Consider the following 24,585-nt stretch of genomic DNA (forward strand, 5'->3'; position numbering starts at 1 on the left):
CCATGAACCTCTCTGTCTGCTGCACATTACAATCTACACGATCTGGCTAGTCTGTGATGGTGACGTCGGTTTCTGGGACGGCGCAGCAAGCTAAGACTGTTCCCATGGCTCGTTCTTCATCACTCAACGCTGGAACGTTCGGATGATCGACCTTTCCTGATTTCAATTGCACCTTGCATGAACCACATAGCCCTGCTCGGCAGCTGTTGCTGATGTCCTTACCCGCATCTTCAAGTTGGTCTAATAAGGTCTTCTGGTTGCTGCCGGTAATCATGTCACCATTAAAATCAATTTGTATACTTTTCTCGGGCTTTGCCTTAACTGGCACCACACCAAAGGCCTCTTGGTGATAATGCTCTTCCGGTAACCCTTTTTTCAGCAGTAGGTTTTTCGCTTTCTGCATGAAGCCGTCGGGTCCGCACACAAACACTTGGCGCTGCTCAGCATCTTTAATTTGTTTGATATGCGATAGACTCAAGCGTCCTTTGAGACCAAACCAATCTACGGCTGGTTGAGTCAATGAGACCTTGATCTCTAACCCAGGAAACTCACGTTTTAATTGCTCCAGCTCTGCTCGGCAAGGAATATCGGCTTCTGTACGACACTGATGGTAAAATACAACATCATTTAACTGATCATGATCGGCTAAATAGCGCACCATAGACAGCATTGGCGTGACACCGCTTCCCGCTGACAGCAATAACAAGCGTTGAGTATGATGCGGTGCCAGATGAAATTCTCCATCGGGATGTTCCGCTTCCAACACGTCTCCTACTTGAAGGTTATCAAGCAACGCGTTCGACACTCGTCCACCAGCAATTCGCTTAACAGAGATAGCATAACGACCAGGACGAGAAGGACTCGAAGACAAGGTATAACGTCTGCTAATCTTTTTGCCATCAATAACTACCTCTATCGGCAAATGCTGCCCTGGTAAATAATTTGGCAGTGCCCCTTTATTCGGTTCTAACCAGAACGTCACAAAATCTTGTGCGATTTCTTCACGCTCCACACAAGTTAATGTTATAAGTTCTGGAGCGTGGTCTGGGTAGAACTCTGGTTCTTTGTATTCAAGCACTTCAACTTTGTCACCTTGGCGAATGATGCCTTCGTTGCGCGCAACCAGGTTTTGCCCAAAGAAAACACCACCTTGTTCGTTGGAGCGAAACTGCTGCAATGTCTTTAATGGCTCTTTGCTTTCACGAAATGTACCTCTTTGCGTGTTCACAGTGGTAAGAATACAACGCTCACACGGTTTCAGAGATTCAAACTCCACTTCACCAATACGAATGCGTTTCCACGAATCTTCTTCAAAGGGTTTTGTGTCTGCAACGACCAGATTCGTCCGAAACTGGTCCATCGAATGCAGTTCCGAGCTTCTATTATTTAATTCATCCAAAGAAGCCTGACTGATCACGAGAACAGGATAGCCATCTGCAAAGCTCACATTGTGACCGAACTTCTCGCGTACTCGATTGGATTGTTCACCACAAAACAACAGTTCCACACGCTGACCTAGTACGCAGGTAAACCAGTCATCCGCCTCGTCAGTGGTCGTAAAAGCCGTAAACGTATCGCTCCATACCGTGGCTGGGATTTCCTGCATTTTGAAGTCTTGATAGCGAATCTTCAGGGGTTCCATACCGAGACTACTGAATACCACACCATCTGCGAGTAATGCAGATTTAACGGTCACCATTTGTGGGTATTTTCGTGCCGTGACCATCGAGCCATCCGCTTTGGCAAGCATAAAACGTCGATCAAAGCTCAATCCTTGCTTCTCCACCCATGCAGAAGAGACTGACACCCCTCCGACTGATTTCACCGGAAAGACATTTATTTGAGATAACATGGGTTGTGACATGACGACTTCCTTGAGGGGCTTGTTATTTGTTGGACTATTGTAAAGAGAAGTGTCGATTAATGTAAGGAGTCAAACTAACTAAATATAACCATTGGTTTTTAACCTCATGCTGACTAAATACCATTTGATAAAATGTGACACCAAACACATACTCTTCAGTCTCATTGAGAACATTAACGTATTGACTAGGAACGTACTATGGACACAAGAAAACTCATCCTCATCTTGTTGTGTATCTTTCTTCCACCTGTAGCGGTATACATGGAAAAAGGTCTAAATAAAGATTTCTTACTGAATTTAATCCTGACATTTTTCTTCTTCCTACCGGGCACCATTCATGCACTTTGGTTAACGATGAAATAGCCGACGCTGCTCCGATACATTAGAAAAATAAAAAATGGGATGAAATGTAACGTCAATTCCTCTATCATCCTGTCGCCTAAGCGCAAGCGTTTGCTTACAAGTAAAACCCTGCGTTTAGGCTCCAATCCGCAACTTTTTTAATGGTGGGAGCAATTAATGACAACACTGACTATCACTCGTCCTGACGACTGGCACGTTCACTTACGCGATGGCGATGTTCTAAAAGACACCGTTCGCGATATCAGCCGCTACAATGGCCGCGCTTTGATCATGCCAAACACAGTCCCACCGGTTACCAATACAGACATGGCACTCGCCTACCGTGATAGAATCCTTGAGCAGCAGCATGGCGAGCAATTTGAACCATTGATGTCTCTTTACCTCACCGACAACACCACACCAGAAGACATCCGCACAGCAAAAGCCACCGGTAAAATTGTTGCCGCTAAACTGTATCCAGCGGGTGCAACCACCAACTCTGATTCAGGCGTCACTAACGCTAGGAACATCTATCACGTGCTGGAAGCAATGGAAGAAGTCGGTATGTTGCTGTTGGTTCACGGAGAAGTAACGCATCATGATGTTGATATTTTCGACCGAGAAAAAGAGTTCCTCGACACCGTACTTGCTCCTATCGTCAATGACTTCCCAAACTTAAAAATCGTTCTGGAGCACATCACCACTGCTGACGCCGCCAACTTTGTAAAAAATGCGAATGATAATGTCGCGGCAACCATCACAGCGCATCACTTGCTTTTTAACCGCAACCACATGCTTGTCGGCGGTATAAAACCACACTTCTACTGCTTGCCAATCCTTAAGCGCAATACCCACCAACAAGCGTTAATCGAAGCAGCAACCAGCGGCAGTAAGAAATTTTTCTTAGGTACCGACTCTGCGCCTCACGCAAAAGGTGCTAAAGAATCGGCGTGCGGTTGCGCAGGGTCGTACACGGCTCACGCAGCACTAGAACTGTACGCAGAAGTGTTTGAACAAGAGGGTAAACTAGAAAACCTTGAAGCGTTTGCAAGCTTGAATGGACCAGACTTCTACGGCATCGCCCGCAACACCGATACAGTAACGTTAGAGAAAACATCTTGGGATGTGCCTGAATCTATGCCTTTTGGTCGTGACATCGTGGTGCCTATCCGCGCTGGCGAACAGATTGAATGGACAGTGAAATAATCTCTATATGATTTTAAGCAAAAGGGTCATGATTCACATCATGACCCTTTTCTTCTACCTGAAGACGAAGACGCTACGATTTACTGCAATCTATGCCTTGCTCTGAGCGATTTTCTTAGGCAATCAATGATCACTTACTTATCTAGGTAGATATTACGTAGGTAGGTATTACGAATCATTTTCCACGGACCTTTGCGATTAGTGTCCAAACCGCGACAACGAGCAGACCTGCGACTAATCCAATCACACCGTTGAGCAAAACAGGCAAGACCGCAGACGCAAATGTGTGCTCACCAAAGTTCATAATAATCGGTTCAACCAAGTGATGAATAGCCGGAACATTGTGCACAATGATGCCCCCTCCGACCAAAAACATCGCAGCGGTACCTACGATGGTTAGGAGCCTCATCAGTTTGGGAGCAAACGAGACCAAAGCGTTTCCGATCTTCGCGACAATCCCCTTCCCTTTGGCACGAACTTCCAAGTAGAGACCAAGATCATCCAGCTTGACGATACCCGCCACTAATCCGTATACGCCTGCCGTCATCACAACTGCAATTAAACTCACCACGATAACTTGAGTGACAAAACTCGCCCCGGTCACCGTACCTAAAGCAATGACGATAATTTCTGCAGAAAGAATAAAATCGGTGCGAATCGCTCCGTTCACTTTACGCTTTTCATACTCTGCGGCCGATTCCCCCGTCGCCAAGACGTCCTCTGCTGCATCATGAGAATGAGAATGAGGAAAGAGCTTTTCTAGGACTTTTTCCGCGCCTTCGAAGCAGAGGAAAAGACCTCCCACAAGAAGCAGTGGCATGATCAACCACGGAATAATTGCACTAATTAACAGCGCAGAAGGCACCAAAATCAGCTTGTTCTTGAAAGATCCCTTAGCAACCGCCCATACAACCGGAATTTCGCGCTCAGAGGCAACGCCCTGCACTTGCTGGGCGTTTAGCGCCAAATCATCCCCTAACACACCGGCAGTTTTTTTCGCTGCAACCTTGGACATGACGGCGATGTCATCTAATACCGTCGCGATGTCGTCTAACAGGGTAAGTAAACTTGCTCCAGCCATTATTACTCTCTTTCTATGAGCCGAACCACCAAAGTTCGGATTAAAAACAAAATGTAGCACCATAAATTTACTCAACAAAGTCATGATTTAGCAAAGAATATGATGAGAGTTCGTGTTTTTTGTTGCTGTCTATAAACCATAAGACTAGTCTTGTCTTATCCTTGAGTAGACAAAAGATAAAGTATAGATGAAAAGCGGATACACATACCCAGTTGGAACCCCAGGGCAACCTTGGGGCGATACAGAACGCAAAGCTTGGTTGGCACAGCAAGGTGTAAAAAGAAGCTATCAAGAAGAGGTAGTGAGTAAAATAGATGCTCTGCGAGATCGCTTTGATATCGAGCAATATGGTGCACTTTCCTACGATGAAAATCGTTTTCCTCTGCTTTGCATCAAAACCCGTCAATGGGACTCAGCAAAACCCGTCGTACTAATTACAGGCGGAGTACACGGATACGAAACCAGCGGAGTCCACGGCGCACTTAAGTTTGTAGAAACACAGGCAGAACATTACGCAGAGCACTTCAATATCGTGGTTGCGCCGTGTGTGAGCCCATGGGGTTATGAAGTCATTAACCGCTGGAATCCCAATGCAATTGACCCAAACCGCTCTTTTTACGCAAATAGCCCAGCAGAAGAATCCGCGAACTTAATCAAACTCGTCACCACACTTGATGATGTGCTGATGCATATTGATTTGCACGAGACGACCGACTCGGATGAAAGTGAGTTCCGCCCTGCGTTAGCAGCTCGTGATGGTATTGAATATATTGCAGGGATGATCCCCGATGGTTTCTATACCGTAGGTGACTCTGAAAACCCGCAACCAGAGTTTCAAAAAGCAGTGATCGAATCAGTAGCGAAAGTCACTCACATTGCGCCAGCAGACGAAAAAGGCGAAATCATCGGCTCACCTGTTGTCCAATTTGGCGTAATCAACTACCCAATGGTCAAACTAGGACTGTGTGGTGGCGTCACCAACTGCAGATATGGTACGACGACTGAAGTCTACCCAGACAGCCCGACAGTCACCGATGAAGAGTGTAACGACGCTCAGGTCGCAGCGGTGGTTGGTGGTCTGGATTACATCCTTTCCCAGCGAAATTAACCCGTTCCCCTGCAGAATCAGATCGAAAATGGGTGGGTTACCACTCACAAGATCATATGTTCCCAAATAACATCAAGATGCAGGGTCCACAGTGTTGTCACTTTCACAGCGTTGTCACTTAGGCCTATTTGTGATTCAAACTAAAAGAAAGAACTGCGACAAGATAGCAAGTTCTTTGACTTAGAATTAGCCCAGTGACACGCTCCCAATGAGCGAGATGACTTGAATGTGGACTCACATTCTATTCGGGTATCCTACCAAACTTCCGTATCAGGTTAAGTACACTATCCTGACACCATAATCGTTGCTTATATGAATTTTTCCATGACGAAGTTCGTTAGCGCTTCACCGCGGATTTTCACTACCTGCTCTTTCACCACTTTAAAACCAAACCTTTCATAAAAAGGACGGGCAGTAATACTAACTTCAGAGTAAAATCTGACCAGCCCCTTTGATCGACCAACGTCAAGTACATGTTCCATAAGCGCACGACCTACCCCCTTACCTTGATGTTCATGATGGCAGAAGAAGTGATCAATTAAACCGTTGTCTTGAATATCAGAGTACCCCATAATTTCGCCATCTATTTCAGCAACATATGGAGAAATAGACTTCATTTTTTGTTGCCAAACGTCCGGGTCAATATCTTCAGGAGCCCAAGCGATGACTTGTGCCAGGGAATAATCTCGAATATTAATATTTCGAACCGTGTGGAAGTAAATTTTCCACAACGAATGAGCGTCTGATTCTGCATACTTTCGGATTTTTATCATTCTAGTGTCTCCGCTATTCAGCTAACGTACGAAGCAACTATCAACTTTTAATATGTAAGAACCTTTCTTGCATCCCCAATGACTTGTCTGGAATCGAAGTCCATGGGCAGCAATATCGAACTTAGCTATCTACTGTCCTAAAACCTAAACATCAACCCAATAGAGCTGCTTTGGAACGTAATGGAAGAACAAATCAGAAACATTGTTTACTGCAAAAACAATCGATCTTTTGAAGCCACTAGTCACCGCTGTATCACTGAGCTCCTTCCATAGGGCGTAGGCTCTATAGCATCTCGTATTTTCTATAATGGTCAGGTGCTCAACTCTGCATACGACGTTTTTCAAGATGGACGAGTATAATCCATGATCACAGTATTTTGGCCAAAAATCACATTGTTCCCTATTAAGATTTTGTCATACGCACAGATGAAATCCTTATAAAAGTTTAATATAACATCAATCCGTTAACTTAGTAAAAAATACAAATAAAAACTACAAGATAAATAAAAACACATAAAAGTTATGAAAAGAGTGAGGAAGTATCATAGAAAATACAGCATTGACATTGCCATATTCTTTGTATTTGAAATATAACATAGAATAAATAAAAAAAGCCACAAAGGCAACCGCAAAAAAAACATAGCTATATATTCCATCTAACAAGGTTGAATGAAGACCTCCCCATAAAAAACCAAGAAGTATACTAGCTACTATTTTCTTAAAAAATAAACCGAATATTAATAGAACAAAAAATGAGATGATACTTTCTACAATCGGAGCAAGAATAACAAAATGTAAAAATTGTATATTGTTTCCACTTGCACTCTCACTCTCCAACCCAAGAAACCAATTAATTAAAATCTGTACAAAAACTACCAAAACAAATGTAAATATTGATACCATAAGTAGTTCAAAAAGATACCACCTATTAAAAAAAATCTTCTTCATTTGTTTACCTCAATAAGCTTATAGTAGTCATGTTTTTCTCATCCCAAGGTATCATCCTTATTTCCTAGCTATAAAAACATATGAGCACCTTCACATCACAACCATAAATACAAACTGTACCTAAATATGGGGTATTGTCCGCACCTACTCGCTTGTACGTTTTTAATAGTTCAGAACCCATAAATACTCCGTTTATTCGTTCTGATAATATTTCCCTGACTATCTCGGATGCAAATATTGCATTCCTTTCTATTTATTTCCGTAGACGAGGTGATGAATCTATAAAGAGCTCTTAATTGACTTATATTATTTTTTTCAACATACCAGTCCACAACTATTAAATGATTTCCTTCATTCCAATTCATTGGCTTTAGTGAAAATCTAGACTGTGTCATATACTTATCTAATGTCGATGAGTCGACCCAAGCCCATATTACATAACCTGTAAAATCAATATCACTGGATAACTTCAAAAATTTATATTGCCTATGAATCACCGCAGGTTTTATCCAATGCATGAATGAAGCTAAATTCAATCCTCTACGTGTATTGCATTTAGACATTATCTCTAGAAATTGGCCAATCTCATGGGTGACTTCGACTTTTGATAACGGTCCATAGGGGAACTGAGTTATTTGGCTATTTCGAAAGGAAACGGGCTTGCTCTTCATGAAAGTCATTAATAAATGTTATTTATCGTTCGTATTAGAAAAACTCAAACTGAATTGGAATTCCATACATCCTCAATAGACCTTTGATTCAGAATGCTATAAAAATGTAATAACAAACATAATTTTTACACGTTACAATAATATCCATCGCATTTTAGTATGATTTAGGTGCCCCACATCATAAACCACCCGGCCCTCAAAACATGCGTATAAGACGTTTATATTCCATGATTTCCAATGATAAGAGCACAGCCTTCAGATAACATTCTATACCCTCCATTTACGGTCTGATAATCTCAACTTCTTGAATAAAGAATAGGCTTAGGATAAGCGCTTTATAAAGCTCAGAGCAAAAGACTCTGACTTCTACCGCCCTCACCTCCATGCTCTAACAACCGAAATAAAGACACAAGGTCCCCGCACTGGAGATGAGTAAATAGCAAAATGATTGCACGCAGAACCTACTCAACAGAACCCTGCGCTGGACACATTAAGGGGATGAGTTAATAAGTCTCTTCCTGCTCTAAGTCTTCAAATGTCACTTTACTGCTGATCGGGCGTAACGCCGTTCAACAAATTATTGATAACCGACATATTGAAATGCCTCTTAGTGGTGATAGCGTAAAAGCATTCACTGACCGAGTCTAAGCTAAGGTAGTTTTTTAACAAGCCGGATTCTATTTCGTCTTGAACCACGACTTCCGGCACGACTGCCAATCCTTCTACATCCCGTGCCAAAAGACGCAACATCGCCATATCATCGACCTCTGCATAAGGGGTGACCGTGATGCCGTGCTGCTCACAGAATAAGTCGAATTGCAGGCGTATATCGTTACTTGGCCCTGGTACTAATAGATTGACTTGGTCTAACTGTTGCGGCAGAGAAAGTGCTTGTAGCGCAGGATTATTGGGCCCCACCAAGCAAACTTGTTGCTGGGCAATCAGTCTACATCGCCAAGGCCGTGATGAGTCGCTTGCAACCGGTTGATTTGATAGTACTAGATCCAGTTTATGCATTTGTAACTGCTCAAGCAAAGCCTCTTGGGTTGAGGAGTGCAGTATTAGGCGAATATTCTTTTTGCCTAAGACCGGACGGAGAAAATTTTCTTGGAAGTTACGCGATAAGGTAGCAACGGCGCCAATGCGCAATTGCTGAACGCGCGACATTTCGCCGCTATCCAGAATGGACAGCAGTTCGCCGCTGAGATTAAAGATACTATCGGCGTACTCCAATACTAAATACCCGGTCGCTGTCAGTTGTAAACTGCGCCCCTGCCGAACAAATAACATCTCGCCTAGGTGCTCTTCTAACTGACGTATTTGCGCTGAAAGCGCTGATTGCGACACGTTAAGCATCTTTGCAGAACGAGTTAAATGCCCTTCTTTGGCAACCGTCCAAAAATAACGTAAGTGGTGGAAATTCAGTGAGCGTATTTTCATTGTTCTGTTTTTTAGAACGATTTGTGAATAATTAACTATTTTACATATTTATTACTCGTCAGCAAAATACTTCTCACAATAATCATAATCCTTGTGAGGAGAAATATAAGGTGTCAGACCTGTTTACCTTTTGGTTTTTACCCGCGATTTTTTCTGCGGCAGCTGCATTGTCGTGGCTACCGAGAGTCGGAACGTGGCGCGTCGCGAAGTGGGCCACTGCAATTGCTGTGCTTACTTCAGGAGTCACCGCTTTAACCGAGTTGTATCGCTACTTAGCCAACGGAGAAAGCCAAGACTCACTTGGTTTAATTATGGCTTTACTTGTTTCATTATTAAGCTGGGTCATCGTTCGATTTTCTGCAAATTATCTTGAAGGAGAATCGGGGCAACACCGATTTGTCAGATCCATGTTGTTTACACTGGCCTGCGTCGCATTGTTAGTAACCAGTCAAAGTCTTTTGGTCATTGCAGTGGCTTGGTCTGCGACCAGTATTGGCATGCATTCTTTGTTGACCTTTTATCCTCAGCGAAAATCAGCCCAGCTGGTTGCACACAAAAAGTTTATTGTGAGCCGATTGGCCGATTTGTGTTTGATTGTCGCGATGGTATTGGTCTATCAGGATGTGGGGAGTTGGCAGCTTGATCAGATCAATCAGTACTTGGCCACTCAAGGTGTAATGGGCTCGCTTAACCTAGTCGCAGTGCTGTTTGCTATCGCTGCAATTCTTAAAACCGCACAGTTGCCTCTGCACGGTTGGTTAATTCAAGTCATGGAAGCCCCCACTCCAGTTTCTGCTTTGTTGCATGCTGGTGTCGTGAATATGGGCGGCTTCGTCCTGATTCGAATCGCTGACTTGATAGGCCTTGCGAGTGTCGCTCAATGGTTATTGATTATTGTGGGTAGCTTAACCGCATTGCTTGCGGGGTTGGTAATGATGACGCGTATTAGTATCAAAGTACGCTTGGCTTGGTCGACCTGTGCGCAAATGGGCTTTATGTTAATGGAAATAGGCTTAGGTCTTTACGAGTTGGCATTACTCCACCTGGTCGCTCATTCACTCTACAAGGCACACGCTTTCTTAAGCTCTGGACAAGCGGTGCAACATACCTTCAATGAGCGGCTTCAAGGTCGATTTCGCATGGTCTCAACGAGTGCTTTGTTGTTGGCGCCGATAGTATCAGCAGCCATCATTGTCACCTCTTTGCTCGGTTGGCAATGGATGACGGAGGAAATTGAACTCGCACCTGTGGTCATAGTGATTTTAGCTTTTGGCTTTGCCCCTTTACTGTGGTCGGTTTCAAGTTGGTCGTTAGCACTGGTGTCTGTTGCGCGAATAGCATTATTGACCCAAGCCTATTTGCTGTTTCACCTACTTTTTGCTCAAGCGATCAGCAGCCAGCCGTTCGACAACTTTATGGCAACTAGCCTGGTAATGGGCGTATTTTCAATACTTTATTTAACGCAAGGTATCGTCGGCTTGTGTTCTCATCACCCTCTCATCGCCAGATTATATAGTTGGGCGTATCACGGTTTTTTCCTGGATGAAACCTTCACCCGCTTAACCTTTAAATATTGGCCCGCTCGTTTTAACGCTAGCCAAGCACAAACATGGTATTACGACAAAATCGTCAGTGGGAGCTCTAATATGAATGTCAAACCATCAAAAGCCGTTGACTTGAGCACGGTGGTTGCTCAAGTATGCCAACGCATCACACCCAACTGGCCACTAGACCAAATGATAGCGGTGAGCCCTTATTGGCATCGGATTAATCAACCCTTCAGTCTCGTTGCTGCTTCGCTAGAAAAACAAGCGGGCTCGCCCATGAGTATGAAGGGGGAGGTGTATTTAGCGCGCTGGCAACACGGTGAGATCACTGAAGGACATTTACTGAGAGCGAATCAAGAGTTTGGTGATCGTTTTACCATTAGAGAGCTTGTTGATAGTCTCTCAGCCAATCAAACAGAATTAACGCCTGCCCCATTGCATTGTGACGCGTTGGATAGCCAGCGCGACTTGTCTCACCAGCCTGCGTGGTGCGATACGATTACCACGCAAATTTCCCAATTTTGCGCCGCGTATTTTGATGATTCATTATCAGATTGGAAAGCAGACAATACTCAAGGCCTCTACGCGAGCTGGCGTTCGGCGATCGAGCAGGACTATAGTGTCGCTCTGCTGATGAAATCAAAACAGATCAACACCCGGGCAAAGCAATTACCAGATGATAGCTTTACGGCAATAGATTGGGTACTCGATAAACTTTTATTGAATGAAAGTGATTACAAGCATTACTTAGAAGCGTGTTTATTGAGAATCAACGGCTGGGCGTCTTGGTGCGCATATCTCAACTGGCAAGCCAATTTTAAGCAACAAACTACCGATTATTTACAAGATTTGTTGGCAATTAGGCTCTGCTGGGAATGGTTGATTCTCGATTCTGCTCGCCCGATAGAGATGCTTTGGCAGCGTCAATGGAAACACCACTACGCCATGCCGAGCCAAAACCAACCGTTGATGATTTGGCAGCGCGCTGATGAAATTCGCTATCAAAGTCATTTGTTCAACGCCTTAAAGCAAAGTCACGCTAATCGTCCAGAAAAAGCGCAAATCGAGGCACAAGTTGCGTTTTGTATTGATGTACGCTCAGAAGTCATTCGTCGTCACCTAGAAGCACGTTCTGATAAAATAGCAACGCTTGGTTTTGCGGGCTTTTTTGGTATGCCAATCAGCTACAACCCAATTGGTACCAATGTTCATCGGCCTCAATTGCCAGGGCTTCTGGCCCCACAAATGCAAGTATCTGAGTGTTGTGACGCGCATGAACAGCAACATGCTTTGGTCAAGCAACGCAAACAGCAACTTAAGCGCGGGCAAAGTTGGCAACCGTTCCATCGTCAACCTGGTGCAGCGTTTACTTTGGTTGAATCAACGGGTCTGAGCTATATCACTCAGTTGGTGAAGCGTGCGTTACCGCTCCGCTCTGGTGCCAGTGTCAATAGTGAGAGTGATATTGCTTGTTCAGTACCCAAATTATCAGCTGAGGTGTCTCTTGAGCAACGAACCCAATTAGCGGCAGACATTCTCACCGGCATGGGGCTTACTCAACAACAAGCACGTCTAGTTGTCTTGGTCGGACACGGAGCACAGACTGAGAATAACCCCCAACAGGCGGGATTGGATTGCGGAGCTTGTTGTGGTCAGAGTGGCGAAGTGAACGCTAGAGCTGCGGCTGCGCTACTGAACGAACCAAAAGTTAGGCTGCAACTAGCAACATGGGAATTGAGGTTTCGAGTGAGACATGGTTTATGGCTGGGTTACATAATACCACCACTGAAAATGTCGAACTGCTCGATGTAAGACTGGTGCCAGAAACGCATCAAGCTGACATCGCCAAGCTACGTCAAAAGTTCGATCAGGCCAGTATCGCTGCTCGTCGGGAACGAGCCCCTGGGATAGGTATCAGTGTTAACAACGTAGACGATAGTAAGCTTGCAAAAGCCTTTGCCATCCGAGCTAATGATTGGTCACAGACTCGGCCTGAGTGGGGACTTACCAATAATGCTGCGTTTATTATTGCTCCTCGTTGGCGCAGTCGAGATGTCAATTTAGAAGGGCGCGTGTTTATGCATGAGTACGATCCAAACCAAGACCAAACAGGTGAAGTACTAGAGAAGATCATGACCGCACCTATGTTGGTAACACACTGGATCAATATGCAATATTTTGCCTCTAGCGTAGATAACTTTAGATACGGTAGCGGTAACAAAACCTTGCACAACGTGGTTGGTGGACACATTGGTTTATTTGAAGGCAATGGCGGCGACTTACGTAATGGTCTAGCTCTTCAATCAGTGCACGATGGTCAAGATTGGCGTCATCAACCATTGAGACTGACCGTAATCATTGATGCACCGAGAGCCGCTATCCAAGGCGTGATTGATGCGCACCAAACCGTCAGGTATTTGGTCGATAACCAGTGGCTCTATTTGGCTCGTTTCGGTGAAAACGGCATTGAGCAATATCGAAACAGTGACTGGATCGATTAGACGTCGTTTAATGATACTGACTAAGCGTTAGAGCCCATTGATCTTTCGGGGGTTAACTGTTGTTCGGATAGGAACGCCTAATCAAAAGCGTTTTAGACAAGGTAATTCGATTGAGCCTAGTTATTCTAAGTCAATGAGGCTAAACACTTTTACCCGAAACCGTTGGGCAGCGACAAATGCTCGGAGAACTTGCTGTGGCTGGGGCCAATTATGGTTCCAGCCACACGCTCAATAATTTACAACAACCGATTCTTATATTGCTCTGGTGTGACACCGGAGTATTTCTTAAACATTGCGATAAAAGGACTGGCTTGGTTATACCCCAACGTCAGCGCAACTTCTTTGACAGTTTGACCTTTGCGCAAAAGCTCCATTGAGTGTAAGTACCGAACGCGTAGTCGCCATTCAGTAAAACTCATGCCTAACTCACTTTGACAGTGGCGAGCCAAGGTTCTCTCTGTGGTGTGCACTTTTTCCGCCCATTCCGACAAGCTAATGTCATCGGTAGGCGATTCTTCTACGGCTTTCAGTATTGGCTGCAAATACTTGTTATCTGTCGTTGGTAAAAAATGGTGTTCAACTTCTTGTTTGGCTAATTGGTCGAGCAACACTTGCACTAAGCGTTTATCTTCGTCGCTTTGCGCTACATTGATATCACGCTGACGAAAATCCTCAATGATTGCAGACGTGATTGGAGTAACTTTGATCAAGCTAGTCTTCGTTGGGAAATGAGAAGTCAGCTCGGGGGCAATATTGAGTGAGCAGTATTCGATTGGTTTACGGTTGTAACTGGTATGGCGAATTCCAGCTGGCACCCAGATAGCCAAATGTGGCGGCGCTAAGAAGCGTTTATCTTCTGCATCCATTTCTAAAATTCCACCGCTAATCAATTGGACTTGTCCCCACGGGTGACTATGAACACGCGTTTCTGTGTTAGATAAAAACGCGTCGAAGTTCATAAACACTTCCGATGGCGCACGGTCAATGGTTAAAGATGGATGAAGATTTCTCGGACTCTTTTTCAAAGTCGTGTTCCAATTCGTTATTGTGTCTTTCTGAGGATACTTTTCATTATAAAGATCAGCCAGACGCTCGTCATTAATTATTGTTCATTAAGGGCCGTTACTTCTTCGCTCCCGCATTTAATGCGAAGGCTTAGTACGAAAACGTTTATCGTTTATATCGGTAAACTGACGTTGTAAACCGTTACTGGCAGGCCTTCAGAAGGTGGGGGAACACGTTGGGATTTTCTAGCCCTAAGCAAGTTGAAAAGCGAATAAAAAACCCTAGCATAAACACTAGGGGCTCGTTTTGAAAAAGATTAACGTCAAACTAAACAGCAGCGAATGCCTCGGCAACTCGTTCAACATTGTGTTCATTCAAACCAGCAAGGCACATACGGCCGCTACTGATCAAATAGATCCCATGAACTTCACGGAGTGTTTCAACCGTCTCTTGAGAAAAACCGGTGTAGCTGAACATGCCTTTCTGTTTGATTAAAAAGCTGAAATCTTTTTCAGGACTCAGTTTTTTAAGTTGGTTATGCAATGTCTCTCGCATCGCAAGAATACGACTACGCATCCCTTCCACCTCACCAAACCACTGAGCCTTTAACTCTTCAGTATTGAGCACGTTCGAAACAACAACCGCACCGTGTTTAGCTGGACTGGAGTAGTTGCGACGAACCGTTGCTTTCAACTGACCAAGAACACGAGAAGCCTCTTCATCGTTACCACAAACCACAGACAGGCCACCCACGCGCTCACCATAAAGAGAAAACGTTTTCGAGAATGAGTTGCTGACAAAACTCACTACGTCTTTTTCTAGTGCAATTTTACGAATCACATAAGCGTCTTCGACAATACCTTCACCGTACCCCTGGTAAGCCATGTCAAAGAATGGGATTAGCTTTTTCTCTTTAACGACTTCAATGACGCTGTCCCATTGCTCATTAGTGAGATCAACACCCGTTGGGTTATGGCAGCATGGGTGAAGTAACACAATACTCTCTTCTGGTAACTGTTTTAACTTTGAGACCATACCATCAAAGTCCAACATCTTCGTCTCGGGATTAAAGTACGGGTAAGTACCAACTTCCAATCCAGCACCAGCGAAGATCGCGTTGTGGTTTTCCCATGTTGGATTACTTACCCATACTTTGGAGTTAGGGAAATAATGATTGAGAAAATCGGCACCAATCATCAATGCGCCCGATCCGCCTAGGGACTGAATTGTCGCAACTCGCTTTTCCTTTAAAGCAGGATGACTTTCACCAAAGACTAAATCTTGAACCGCGGAACGGTATGGTGCTAGCCCCTCCATTGGCAGATAGATACAAGGCTGGCTTTCTTGTGTCGCTAATGCCTGTTTAGAAGCAGCAACGGATGGTAGCGTTGGAATATTACCATTTTCATCGTAGTACAAGCCGATACTCAAATTCACTTTTTCATAACGTTCATCAGCCATAAATTGTTCCATTAGAGACAAAATCGGGTCTCCGGCATACGCTTTTACATGATCAAGCATTTACATTCTCCTTGTTAATTATTTTCCTTGGGTTTGCACCAGTAACAGCGCGCTGAAGCCACCATCTTGCCGTCATTTGAGTACACTCGCCTGATAACGGTCTGCACGATGATTTAAACCAATTATGAAGTTCAATATGACGCCACAGAGTATTGATAACGCCAGTTCTGCGTAACCGACAACGGACAGAGACACTAGCATAATCGTGATGTCTACACCCATTAAGAACCAGCCCGCCCGTAAACCAATTTTATCTTGAAGATACAACGCTAGGATATTGAAACCACCAAGGCTGGCTTTGTGACGAAATAAAATGATGAATCCGGTACCAAATAGGAATCCACCAAAAATAGCGCCGTAGAGTGGATGTACGTCACTAATTTGAACAAAATGAGATTGAGTATTGGTAATAACCGAAACCAAACCGACAGCAGTAAAGGTCTTGAGGCAGAATACCCACCCCATACGGCGAATAGCTAAGTAATAGAAAGGTAAGTTAACCAAAAAGAAAACGGTACCAAACTCTAAACTGAAGTTGTAACTGAGGAACAGGGATAATCCAGCAGTGCCACCCGTGACCATCCCTACTTGCTTTAAAAACAGTACACCAAATGAAACCAAGCTTGTTCCCATAAAAAGCGCGAACACATCCTCAAACCATTTGTGCTCTGTGTTCGTCATTGTCGCCTCTGACATTATCAATCCCTTTCATAACACTTTAATCCCAGCACTGCATGTCTCCATGCACTCATTACGCATAATTAATAACACAATAAACAAAATGTGCAATTAAAAAGCACAAATCAATAGAAATGTGCATAACGAAAATTATTACGCACCAAATAAGCACTGCAATGAGTCACTGGCATGCATTAGAACATTAGGACTGAAGCGTTGCGCCGTACTCTTTAACACGTTCAAGTACAACGGAAGTTTTAATGTGAGAAATTAATTGGGTCGTAAAAATGCGGTTGATCAGTTCGTTAAGTGCATTTAAATCCGAGACTAAACATTTGATCAAATAGTCCGCGTCACCTGTGGTTTTAAACACCTCAACGATTGACGCTTGACTATCAATAAAACTCAAGAAGCTATTGGTCCTATCCGCTTCATGGTTCAACAGTTTTACTTCTATCATCGCAATCACTTCCTGCTGTAACGCATGTGGTGACAAACGAGCGTGGTATCCGAGGATCAGCTTATTATTTTCTAAGGAGATGCGTCGGCGCGAACATTGAGAAGCCGATAACCCGACCAGATCACTTAACTCTTGATTTGTCAGGCGCCCGTTCTTTTGCAGTAGTTCCAATATCTTTACGTCGTAGTCATCCAGATCATTAGCCATATCAAAAATCTCTCCTTTTAAGCTGGCCATGAGTTTAACAAGTCCCAGTAATCTCGACTACTTTTCGGTTTGCAGCTGCTCATTCATACCCAAAGAACCTCAAAATGTTTGGCGCTGTGAGAATAATTGACTCTAGTGCGTATAACTTATTCGTCGCTTTTGATTTTGATATATACAACGTGCAAAAACAGTCAAGCTTCATCTTTTCCAGATGAAAATCAATATCCATGAGCTAAATACGTTTCGATGACCGAAGGGACGCACTCCATTCACAAGCAATCGACTTTGTACCCACGTTTACCATCACGCTTCACCTGATACATCAACTGATCTGCTCGAATAAGCAGCCTTTCAACGTCGTATCCAACTTTATCTGAAGTACCGACACCAATACTCGCACCGACCGAGACCGATAGCTCACTGTTTACCGTAATAGCTTTGAACACGCCGCTTCCATCTCTTGCAAAATGTTAGGGAGTACCGTTGTATCATCCAAATTCATAGCGACAATAAACTCGTCCCCTCCCCAGCGGGCGACAATATCTTGAGGACGAGAAATTTTTATCAGTCGCATACTCAACTCTTTCAGGACTGCGTCACCCACTACATGACCATGCTCATCATTAATAATCTTAAAATCATTCAAATCTAGCCAAACAATAGCCAAGTAAGATTGACGCTCTCTCGCATATTCGCAGAGCGTTTTCAATCGCGCTTCCGCACCACGACGATTGTAAATACCAGTCAATAGATCATGGGCTGCGTTATAGTCAGACACTTTTTCTTTCTTAGCACGATCCGAAATGTCATAGACCACCAGCTCGATAAACTGTTCCAAATCGCTATGGTGCTGTTGCTCTACGTCAGATATCAACACTCGCAACCAAACGTCGTCGCCTTCGCGTAACAGGAAGTCGCGAAACAAACTATCACCGGTACGACGCACCTGATCAAGTAACTGTTCAAAATCTTCTTTATCGTCGAACAGATCGGGTAAATAGATTAACTCATCTTTTGTGCTAGCGTATTTAAGGGTTGATTTGAACGCCTGATTCGCCAAATAAACTTGGTTTCTTTGGTTCAGAAGTGCGATGCCAGCGTGTGAGTATTCAAAAATGATTCTAAACTGGCGTTCCAACTGAACAATCTGGGCATTTTTTTCAGCCTCACTTTGATAGAAGCTTGAGATTCTATTCATCAGATTATTGGTATTCCTAGCCAAAAATCCGATTTCATCCTTCGAGCTAACCTGAATATGAGTATTTGTCGCGTTACCATCAACTGAGGCACGACTAATTTGTTCTAACAATTGATTAAGAGGGCGGTAGATAACCTGTCGTAAAATCACAAACACACACATGAGGATGGTAACAAGCAAAAATGTTTGCCAAACGACTAACGACATTCCCTTCTCGCGCGCTTTTTGATCGATGAAAGCACGATCGAGAAACAGCTCCAGCTCACCGACTTTTTCATTACTAAACTGAGGAGATAGCGACACAACAATGTCGCTTTTATTGTGAGGTATTCGGCCAAGTACATGAATCATCCCAGAAGACATCGTAAAGCGTGCGCCCTGAACTTCAGGATTATCAACCAGACTTGAAACCAGCTCTGTTGCCATCACACTATCAGACAAGTACGCAGCCATAGACGCGTTATACCTAATCAGTTCAACCAGCCGATATACACGTTCTTTCGCTGACAATTGGACATTGTCATAGGCATGTTGATAACTCAAATAACTTGTCACAGGGATAAATATACTCGAAACAGCAAAAATAGAGGCCAAGAATTTCAGCCCTATACGCCGGTTAATGATTCGATAGAACGAAAATAGTTTTGATATCGCCACTCAACTCTCCGATTGAGGTTTTAGGTATATACGCAATCGCATTGGCATTACCTGATACTAATTGAACAATATCTTGCTCTTGCGGAACTTGCATTGGTGGTGTAGCCCTACCACTGAACATTAGCCGAGCCCAATACGCGTTAACTTCTGACAAAGACATACTGACCAACGATTGGTAGAACTCTCGACGAACGTCAGAAGAACTTGGGGCGTCGAGTTTCATCACAGCCCCCCCGGTCGGGAAGTAAGGGGTTCTGCCCATAAACAGATCAACAACCTGATGTTTTGTGAGTTGATCTATAGGATTATCTTTATTCACAATGACAAGCAAGTCTTGTCCCCACACTTTAGCTGGGGTACCAAAAAGCAACGCTAGTATCAAAACAAAACAATTTCTCATCGTCATCAGAATATAAAGTCCACACTAAACGTTAAAATGTTTACTTGCTCATCCGACGTATTTGTTTCCCCATCCCAGAGCATGTCTTGATTTGCAGATACCCAGCTATGGTCCCACTGGCCTTTAATTGCCACATTCTGAGCAACATCCCAACGTAAACCTAAAGAAGCCGTACTTTGCTTAACATCGACACCGTCATACCCCGCCTGTATAGGAATCCTTATAGGATCTGGCAGGTTTGGCGATGCACTTACGTTAGAACGAGTGGTTTGAGAATGTGCAGCCAAGCCGTAGATAGCGAAATTGTCAATGCGCTTTACAACGCCAACATAAGCGGATATCGAAGGAAGTAGTGTATTTAAGTCACTATCCATGTAAGAGATTTCCGATAACCATTTCCATGATTTGTGTCGGTACTCGACCCCTGCGGTATAATAATCGATAGGAGAATCATAAGAGTTAAGTCGCTTATAAGTTTCAGACGTCCCGGGGACTTGAGGGTTAGCAGCAAGAAAGCGCATCAAAGCACTGTATCTGGAATTTTTAACTGATTCTAATTTTGTCCTCGCATAAGCCGTACGCAAGATTAAATCACTATTTTCATACCGTAGTGCTATCCCTGTAAAAGGAGATAAATCAAACTCCGAGATCACTGATTTATAATTGAAAGTACTCCCCGACTGGCCATAAAAAACTTTGGCGGATAAGTGACCAGCTCAAGAGGTTGACGATACAATACTTCGACACCATCAAAATGATAAAAAGGGATCCGGCCATAAAATTCCACTGGGGGCCTGACCCAATCATAGGCATAGGCAATGTTCCCAACATCTCCGATAAGCGTGAGATCGCTGGCTATTCGACCTGCACGAATATTCCATGCGTTGTTGAAATCGTAACTTAAACTCGCCCAAGTTAATGATTCATCAAAGCTATTATTGACTCGGTCTTTTACCACAAGCTGCACAGTTGCTTTAAGTGCATCGGTAATTTGAATGTCAGTCTGTAAACCTAAAAGTGAATCAGAGAGTAAACTCAGCTCCTTTGTCTTGCCTTCTTGTGTCATATCTCGACGAAAAGCAAGTGAATCAGAATCAGAGTAGACACCACTTAGTGTACCAAACCCACGAAACTCGACCATATCGGTGCCAGAATAGCTCAAAGTCGGAAGTAACAGTCCCCCAATTAACAACCACACCTGCAACTTCATGGATACTCCTTCACCCAACAGGATACAACTCTCATTTCTGAACCAATATCACAAAAATAACACATAAGTACTATATATAAGATATCAGAAAAGCCTTCGTAAGTTTAATGAATATTATTGTTCTTTCATAAATATGTCAGACTGATCAGTCTATTAGTTACCCAACAATTCACTTAACATTGTGTTGAGGCGGATAAAATTTGAACGACATCACTTGATGGAATAGCGATTAGGCTTATAGCCAGTGTGACTTGTAAACCAATCAAAAATTGCTGGCGTTAGTCGAACAGAAGATAAAGCAAAGTCGATTGTTGGCTTGATAAAAATGGGGAGGTTAAGTAAGTATGACATCGATTCATCGAGTTGAACGTATGTCACTTATGATGGGGGATGAGCCACGGAATTCTCGCGTTGCTATTACAACCGCAACGCGAGATAACGTGTATCAAGGCTCTATATAGCTAACTACTTCAAGACCAAACCCAGATAGTGCATGGTATTTTTTGTCTGCTGATGACAGTAGGTTCATTTTAGTCACTCCCAAATCCGCGAGAATTTGTGCACCGACCCCTACTTGTCTTGATGTCTGCTGCTTTTTATTTGTTGGCACTGCATTACCAAGATCTTGAGCCTGATAATGGGCAACGCGATCCATAGTAGCATCCACGTTTTCTTTTTGTCCCAATATAACAAGCACACCTGAATCGGCCTGAATCTTTCTCATTGCCTCGCTCAATGACCAACTATTGCTACGTTCGCGTGTTGAGTGAAGGATATCGCTAAACATATCTTGAAGGTGAACTCGAACATTCGTTGGTTCTTCGCTGATATCACCTTTACATAAAGCGAAGTGCGTTTGATCATCGACCGTATCTCGGTAGGTCACCATAGTGAAATCGCCAAATTCCGTAGGCAAATGGCACTGTGAAACTTTCTCAATCGTGGTTTCGGTCTTATTTCGATACTCGATTAAGTCGGCAATGGTTCCTAGCTTGAGACCATGCTTTTCTGCGAACAATTCGAGTTGAGGCCGCCTAGCCATCGTTCCGTCTTCATTTAGAATTTCAACAATAACGGAAGCGGGCTCAAAACCGGCCAACTTTGCCAAATCACAACCGGCTTCTGTATGACCCGCGCGAACCAATACGCCACCGTCTCTGGCTGCCAAAGGGAATATATGTCCAGGCTGAACCAAATCTGTTGGTTTTGCTTGTGAACTCACCGCCACTTGTACGGTTTTCGCTCGGTCTTCAGCAGAGATGCCAGTCGTAACCCCTTCTGCTGCCTCAATAGATACGGTAAAAGCCGTTGCCCAAGGCTCAGTATGATTTGAAACCATGGGAAATAATTTGAGGTTATCACAGCGCAGCTTTGACAGTGTTAAACAGATCAACCGCGGCCATGAGTTGCCATAAAGTTGATATCTTGGGCACTAACATGCTGGGCAGCCATCATGATGTCGCCTTCATTCTCCCGGTCTTCATCATCCATCAAAATGACCATTTTACCTTGGCGATAATCGTCAATTATCTCTTCAATAGTGCTAATTGGCATAATACTTATTACCTAATTCAATCAAATGTATATTCAAGTTATTTTAAGACGCTTGTTCACCAAGAAGTAGAGATATGGACACTCAGTTAACAAGCTCCTTCCGCTAAATCGACTAATCGGCAAAAGTCTTCAGCATTCCAAGCTGAACGGCCTACAAAAACCCCATCAATATTGGCCTGTATCAATAATCCAGCAACGTTTGAATGATTCACGCTACCACCATACAAAAGGTACATTGAGTCAGCGATATTTTTTCCGTAGCTCTTTACCAACGCCGAGCGGATAGCGAAATGAATGCGCTCTGCTTCGTGCTCTGTCGCCGGAACACCATGCTCTCCTATTGCCCAGATAGGTTCGTAAGCAATAATGACTTTAGTGAGCATGTCAGCAGGCACATCATGTAATGCGATTTTAACTTGACGCACGACTGATTCTTCGGAGACATTCCAGTTTTTTTCTTGTTGACTATCACCGACACAAACCAACGGTCGCAGGCCATGCTTTAATGCGGAAAGAACCTTCTTGTTCACGGTATCATCGTTCTCGCCAAACATCTGACGACGCTCAGAGTGTCCTATTTCAACAAGATCTACTCCACAATCTTTCAGCATAATAGGAGATATTTCGCCCGTGTAAGCGCCTGCATCTTCCCAACACATATTTTGTGCCCCAACTAAGATCCCAGCAGGGTGCGCTATCTGACTCACGCTTTCAATGTAAGGAAAAGGAGGAATTACGAAGACTTGGCTTTGATTAGCCTCCTGCTGTAAATAAGAACTCACAATATCGATCCATTCGTTGGCTTCTTGACCGCTCTTATTCATTTTCCAGCTAGTCCCAACCCAAAAAGGTTTCATATATCCTCCTTATCTAATTAGATGAACTAACGAATGGTCATGCGCTCTTGGCATGAAATTCTGAGTCGATTTCTTTGATACGATTTACTTTTGGGGTAGATGGGCCGTCTGAAAACTCTGCTGCTAGCCACGTATCTAAAATACTTTTCGCCAGCTCAGGGCCGATCACTCTCGCTCCCATTGTAATAATCTGAGCATCGTTACTCTTTCTTGCCCGCTCCGCAGAAAACGTGTCATGACACAAAGCAGCGCGAATCCCGGGAACTTTGTTAGCAACGATGCACACGCCTATACCCGTGCCACATAAAATGATACCGCGATCAAACTCACCGGTACTGACAGCAACCGCGACATCTTTCGCAATATCTGGATAATATTGGTCATCGCCTTCTGTTAAGCCCATATCAACAAATTCGATATCTTTTTCAAGTAAGTGTTTTTTGATGATTTCTTTTAAATCAAACGCAGCATCATCACATCCAATTGCTATTTTCATAATTATTTCCTTTCATTTACGCGTACGGGGCCCTACGCGAAAAAATCACGTAGGAAAATTAATTAGATATTATTTGGGGGTTAATTAAATAAAATTAATTTTTGTCTTTAATGTTGTTAATAACTCTTGCTCTTGAAGATTAATATTTTCATCTGTATATATTTCTTCAAATTGTTCCAGCTCTGCTATTTTGTATAAGGAGCTATTGCCATACTTACTACTATCAGCGACTAAAACGTTTTTCTTTGCACTCTTCATCATATCTATTTTTAATGTTGACTTGTGCTCAGTCGGCGCTGTCACACCATGCTCTATATTCCAGAAATTACAGCTGATAAAAGCAATATCAGTGGTAATCGACTGAAGTAGCCTTCTTGCATGCTCACCAATACAAGACTGACTTGAACTGTCTATTTTACCTCCAAATACAATAACTTCTATTTGCTTAAACTGACTTAAATACAACGCAATTCTCAAATCGGGAGTGATAACCCTCAATGGCAAATGCGTAATATTTTTTGCTATTTCCATTGTCGTTGTGCCGGCGTCAAGAATGATGGCGTGTCCGCCTTCAATTAACTGAGAGGCTTCTTTACATATTTTTGTCTTTTCTGACTTAAATAACTCATTTTTCTCCTGGAAAGAAAGTTGAGTAGCGACAAAATTATTTAAAGTAACGCCACCATGCGTTCGACGAACCACACCTTGATCATCGAGTTCAACTAAATCTCGACGAATCGTTGCAGGTGATACATTGACATGAGGAACAAGCTCTTCCACTGTTGCAAGTTTTCTGTCCTTGAGATAGTCAACTATCTGTTTAAACCTTTGCTGTTTTTTCATTGAAAACGAATACTCACT

General features: G+C 43.5%; 21 protein-coding genes and 3 pseudogenes. 5 read left to right on the forward strand and 19 right to left on the reverse strand.

Annotation, left to right across the window (positions count from 1 at the left end; translation table 11 throughout):
* Nucleotides 1–46 precede the first annotated feature (46 nt).
* Nucleotides 47–1,864 (reverse strand): hybrid-cluster NAD(P)-dependent oxidoreductase, encoded by a 1,818-nt coding sequence (locus SU60_RS01860; RefSeq protein WP_041154049.1) that lies wholly within the window; start codon nt 1,862–1,864, stop codon nt 47–49.
* A 198-nt stretch (nt 1,865–2,062) separates the two neighbouring features.
* Here SU60_RS01860 and SU60_RS21110 point away from each other — a divergent pair, with 198 nt between their 5' ends.
* Together SU60_RS21110 and pyrC are read left to right on the forward strand one after the other, a co-directional pair.
* The gene (locus SU60_RS21110; protein ID WP_041154050.1) at nt 2,063–2,227 is read left to right on the forward strand and encodes a YqaE/Pmp3 family membrane protein; all 165 of its coding nucleotides are present in this window, start codon (nt 2,063–2,065) and stop codon (nt 2,225–2,227) included.
* A 156-nt stretch (nt 2,228–2,383) separates the two neighbouring features.
* Complete coding sequence (pyrC, locus tag SU60_RS01870) at nt 2,384–3,412, forward strand: dihydroorotase (RefSeq protein ID WP_041154051.1); 1,029 nt, start codon at nt 2,384–2,386, stop codon at nt 3,410–3,412.
* Between the two features lie 175 nt (nt 3,413–3,587).
* On the opposite strand, the gene SU60_RS01875 is transcribed toward pyrC, so the two are convergent.
* A complete protein-coding gene (locus SU60_RS01875) occupies nt 3,588–4,493 on the reverse strand; it encodes a DUF808 domain-containing protein (protein WP_041154052.1) in 906 nt (301 codons plus the stop codon).
* 187 nt (nt 4,494–4,680) lie between these two features.
* Here SU60_RS01875 and SU60_RS01880 point away from each other — a divergent pair, with 187 nt between their 5' ends.
* Nucleotides 4,681–5,601 (forward strand): M14 family metallopeptidase, encoded by a 921-nt coding sequence (locus SU60_RS01880; RefSeq protein ID WP_041154053.1) that lies wholly within the window; start codon nt 4,681–4,683, stop codon nt 5,599–5,601.
* 308 nt (nt 5,602–5,909) lie between these two features.
* Here SU60_RS01880 and SU60_RS01885 read toward each other — a convergent pair whose 3' ends face one another.
* From SU60_RS01885 to SU60_RS01900, 4 genes are all read right to left on the reverse strand, one after another.
* Nucleotides 5,910–6,374: a GNAT family N-acetyltransferase gene (locus SU60_RS01885; protein ID WP_041154054.1), complete on the reverse strand. Its 465-nt coding sequence runs from the start codon at nt 6,372–6,374 to the stop codon at nt 5,910–5,912.
* Between the two features lie 492 nt (nt 6,375–6,866).
* Nucleotides 6,867–7,322, reverse strand: coding sequence for a hypothetical protein (locus SU60_RS01890; protein ID WP_041154055.1), 456 nt, complete (start codon nt 7,320–7,322; stop codon nt 6,867–6,869).
* 170 nt (nt 7,323–7,492) lie between these two features.
* The gene (locus SU60_RS22825) at nt 7,493–8,002 is read right to left on the reverse strand and encodes a toxin-activating lysine-acyltransferase (RefSeq protein ID WP_041154056.1); all 510 of its coding nucleotides are present in this window, start codon (nt 8,000–8,002) and stop codon (nt 7,493–7,495) included.
* Between the two features lie 534 nt (nt 8,003–8,536).
* Entirely contained in the window at nt 8,537–9,427 is an 891-nt protein-coding gene (locus tag SU60_RS01900) for a LysR family transcriptional regulator (RefSeq protein ID WP_041154116.1), read from the reverse strand.
* A gap of 116 nt (nt 9,428–9,543) precedes the next feature.
* Between SU60_RS01900 and SU60_RS22830 the strand changes: the two are divergent.
* Both SU60_RS22830 and SU60_RS22835 read left to right on the forward strand, forming a co-directional pair.
* Nucleotides 9,544–11,037: pseudogene (locus SU60_RS22830) on the forward strand (NADH-quinone oxidoreductase subunit L); the annotation flags it as partial.
* Nucleotides 11,038–11,181: 144 nt separating this feature from the next.
* Nucleotides 11,182–13,481: pseudogene (locus SU60_RS22835) on the forward strand (YbcC family protein); the annotation flags it as partial.
* Between the two features lie 236 nt (nt 13,482–13,717).
* Here the strand turns inward: SU60_RS22835 and SU60_RS01915 are convergent.
* The 13 genes and pseudogenes from SU60_RS01915 to SU60_RS01970 form a co-directional block, all read right to left on the reverse strand.
* Nucleotides 13,718–14,506, reverse strand: a complete 789-nt coding sequence (locus SU60_RS01915; RefSeq protein ID WP_041154057.1) for an AraC family transcriptional regulator — start codon at nt 14,504–14,506, stop codon at nt 13,718–13,720.
* 307 nt (nt 14,507–14,813) lie between these two features.
* Entirely contained in the window at nt 14,814–16,007 is a 1,194-nt protein-coding gene (locus SU60_RS01920; protein ID WP_041154058.1) for an amino acid aminotransferase, read from the reverse strand.
* Nucleotides 16,008–16,079: 72 nt separating this feature from the next.
* Nucleotides 16,080–16,703: a YitT family protein gene (locus tag SU60_RS01925; RefSeq protein ID WP_052481452.1), complete on the reverse strand. Its 624-nt coding sequence runs from the start codon at nt 16,701–16,703 to the stop codon at nt 16,080–16,082.
* Between the two features lie 184 nt (nt 16,704–16,887).
* On the reverse strand, nt 16,888–17,352 hold the full coding sequence (locus SU60_RS01930; RefSeq protein ID WP_041154059.1) for an Lrp/AsnC family transcriptional regulator: 465 nt from the start codon (nt 17,350–17,352) through the stop codon (nt 16,888–16,890).
* A 269-nt stretch (nt 17,353–17,621) separates the two neighbouring features.
* The gene (locus tag SU60_RS22535; RefSeq protein WP_084735523.1) at nt 17,622–17,798 is read right to left on the reverse strand and encodes a diguanylate cyclase domain-containing protein; all 177 of its coding nucleotides are present in this window, start codon (nt 17,796–17,798) and stop codon (nt 17,622–17,624) included.
* Nucleotides 17,777–19,207, reverse strand: a complete 1,431-nt coding sequence (locus tag SU60_RS22540) for a sensor domain-containing diguanylate cyclase (protein ID WP_128814587.1) — start codon at nt 19,205–19,207, stop codon at nt 17,777–17,779. The genes SU60_RS22535 and SU60_RS22540 overlap by 22 nt, the downstream gene beginning before the upstream one ends.
* Complete coding sequence (locus tag SU60_RS01940) at nt 19,167–19,613, reverse strand: type 2 periplasmic-binding domain-containing protein (protein ID WP_052481453.1); 447 nt, start codon at nt 19,611–19,613, stop codon at nt 19,167–19,169. Before SU60_RS01940 ends, SU60_RS22540 begins: the two co-directional genes overlap by 41 nt.
* On the reverse strand, nt 19,613–20,128 hold the full coding sequence (locus tag SU60_RS01945; RefSeq protein WP_041154061.1) for a hypothetical protein: 516 nt from the start codon (nt 20,126–20,128) through the stop codon (nt 19,613–19,615). The genes SU60_RS01940 and SU60_RS01945 overlap by 1 nt, the downstream gene beginning before the upstream one ends.
* Before the next feature lie 128 nt (nt 20,129–20,256).
* The gene (locus SU60_RS01950; RefSeq protein WP_041154062.1) at nt 20,257–20,817 is read right to left on the reverse strand and encodes a hypothetical protein; all 561 of its coding nucleotides are present in this window, start codon (nt 20,815–20,817) and stop codon (nt 20,257–20,259) included.
* 445 nt (nt 20,818–21,262) lie between these two features.
* Nucleotides 21,263–22,371 (reverse strand): annotated as a pseudogene (ribB, locus tag SU60_RS01955) (3,4-dihydroxy-2-butanone-4-phosphate synthase).
* Between the two features lie 86 nt (nt 22,372–22,457).
* Nucleotides 22,458–23,228 carry a triose-phosphate isomerase gene (locus SU60_RS01960; protein ID WP_041154063.1) on the reverse strand — a complete coding sequence of 257 codons (771 nt, stop codon included), beginning with the start codon at nt 23,226–23,228 and terminating at the stop codon, nt 22,458–22,460.
* Between the two features lie 37 nt (nt 23,229–23,265).
* Nucleotides 23,266–23,724 (reverse strand): ribose 5-phosphate isomerase B, encoded by a 459-nt coding sequence (rpiB, locus tag SU60_RS01965; protein WP_041154064.1) that lies wholly within the window; start codon nt 23,722–23,724, stop codon nt 23,266–23,268.
* Between the two features lie 84 nt (nt 23,725–23,808).
* A complete protein-coding gene (locus SU60_RS01970; RefSeq protein ID WP_041154065.1) occupies nt 23,809–24,567 on the reverse strand; it encodes a DeoR/GlpR family DNA-binding transcription regulator in 759 nt (252 codons plus the stop codon).
* Nucleotides 24,568–24,585 lie beyond the last annotated feature (18 nt).

Origin of the sequence: Vibrio mytili (genome assembly GCF_000830505.1) — a bacterium.
GTDB classification, from domain to species: Bacteria; Pseudomonadota; Gammaproteobacteria; order Enterobacterales; family Vibrionaceae; genus Vibrio; species Vibrio mytili.

Bases quoted from the DNA above. Each gene is read 5' to 3' on its own strand.
- SU60_RS01860 (WP_041154049.1), bottom strand. From the start codon at position 1,864: ATGTCACAACCCATGTTATCTCAAATAAATGTCTTTCCGGTGAAATCA.
- SU60_RS21110 (WP_041154050.1), top strand. From the start codon at position 2,063: ATGGACACAAGAAAACTCATCCTCATCTTGTTGTGTATCTTTCTTCCA.
- pyrC (WP_041154051.1), top strand. From the start codon at position 2,384: ATGACAACACTGACTATCACTCGTCCTGACGACTGGCACGTTCACTTA.
- SU60_RS01875 (WP_041154052.1), bottom strand. From the start codon at position 4,493: ATGGCTGGAGCAAGTTTACTTACCCTGTTAGACGACATCGCGACGGTA.
- SU60_RS01880 (WP_041154053.1), top strand. From the start codon at position 4,681: ATGAAAAGCGGATACACATACCCAGTTGGAACCCCAGGGCAACCTTGG.
- SU60_RS01885 (WP_041154054.1), bottom strand. From the start codon at position 6,374: ATGATAAAAATCCGAAAGTATGCAGAATCAGACGCTCATTCGTTGTGG.
- SU60_RS01890 (WP_041154055.1), bottom strand. From the start codon at position 7,322: ATGAAGAAGATTTTTTTTAATAGGTGGTATCTTTTTGAACTACTTATG.
- SU60_RS22825 (WP_041154056.1), bottom strand. From the start codon at position 8,002: ATGACTTTCATGAAGAGCAAGCCCGTTTCCTTTCGAAATAGCCAAATA.
- SU60_RS01920 (WP_041154058.1), bottom strand. From the start codon at position 16,007: ATGCTTGATCATGTAAAAGCGTATGCCGGAGACCCGATTTTGTCTCTA.
- SU60_RS01925 (WP_052481452.1), bottom strand. From the start codon at position 16,703: ATGTCAGAGGCGACAATGACGAACACAGAGCACAAATGGTTTGAGGAT.
- SU60_RS01930 (WP_041154059.1), bottom strand. From the start codon at position 17,352: ATGGCTAATGATCTGGATGACTACGACGTAAAGATATTGGAACTACTG.
- SU60_RS01940 (WP_052481453.1), bottom strand. From the start codon at position 19,613: ATGACGATGAGAAATTGTTTTGTTTTGATACTAGCGTTGCTTTTTGGT.
- SU60_RS01945 (WP_041154061.1), bottom strand. From the start codon at position 20,128: ATGCGCTTTCTTGCTGCTAACCCTCAAGTCCCCGGGACGTCTGAAACT.
- SU60_RS01950 (WP_041154062.1), bottom strand. From the start codon at position 20,817: ATGAAGTTGCAGGTGTGGTTGTTAATTGGGGGACTGTTACTTCCGACT.
- SU60_RS01960 (WP_041154063.1), bottom strand. From the start codon at position 23,228: ATGAAACCTTTTTGGGTTGGGACTAGCTGGAAAATGAATAAGAGCGGT.
- rpiB (WP_041154064.1), bottom strand. From the start codon at position 23,724: ATGAAAATAGCAATTGGATGTGATGATGCTGCGTTTGATTTAAAAGAA.
- SU60_RS01970 (WP_041154065.1), bottom strand. From the start codon at position 24,567: ATGAAAAAACAGCAAAGGTTTAAACAGATAGTTGACTATCTCAAGGAC.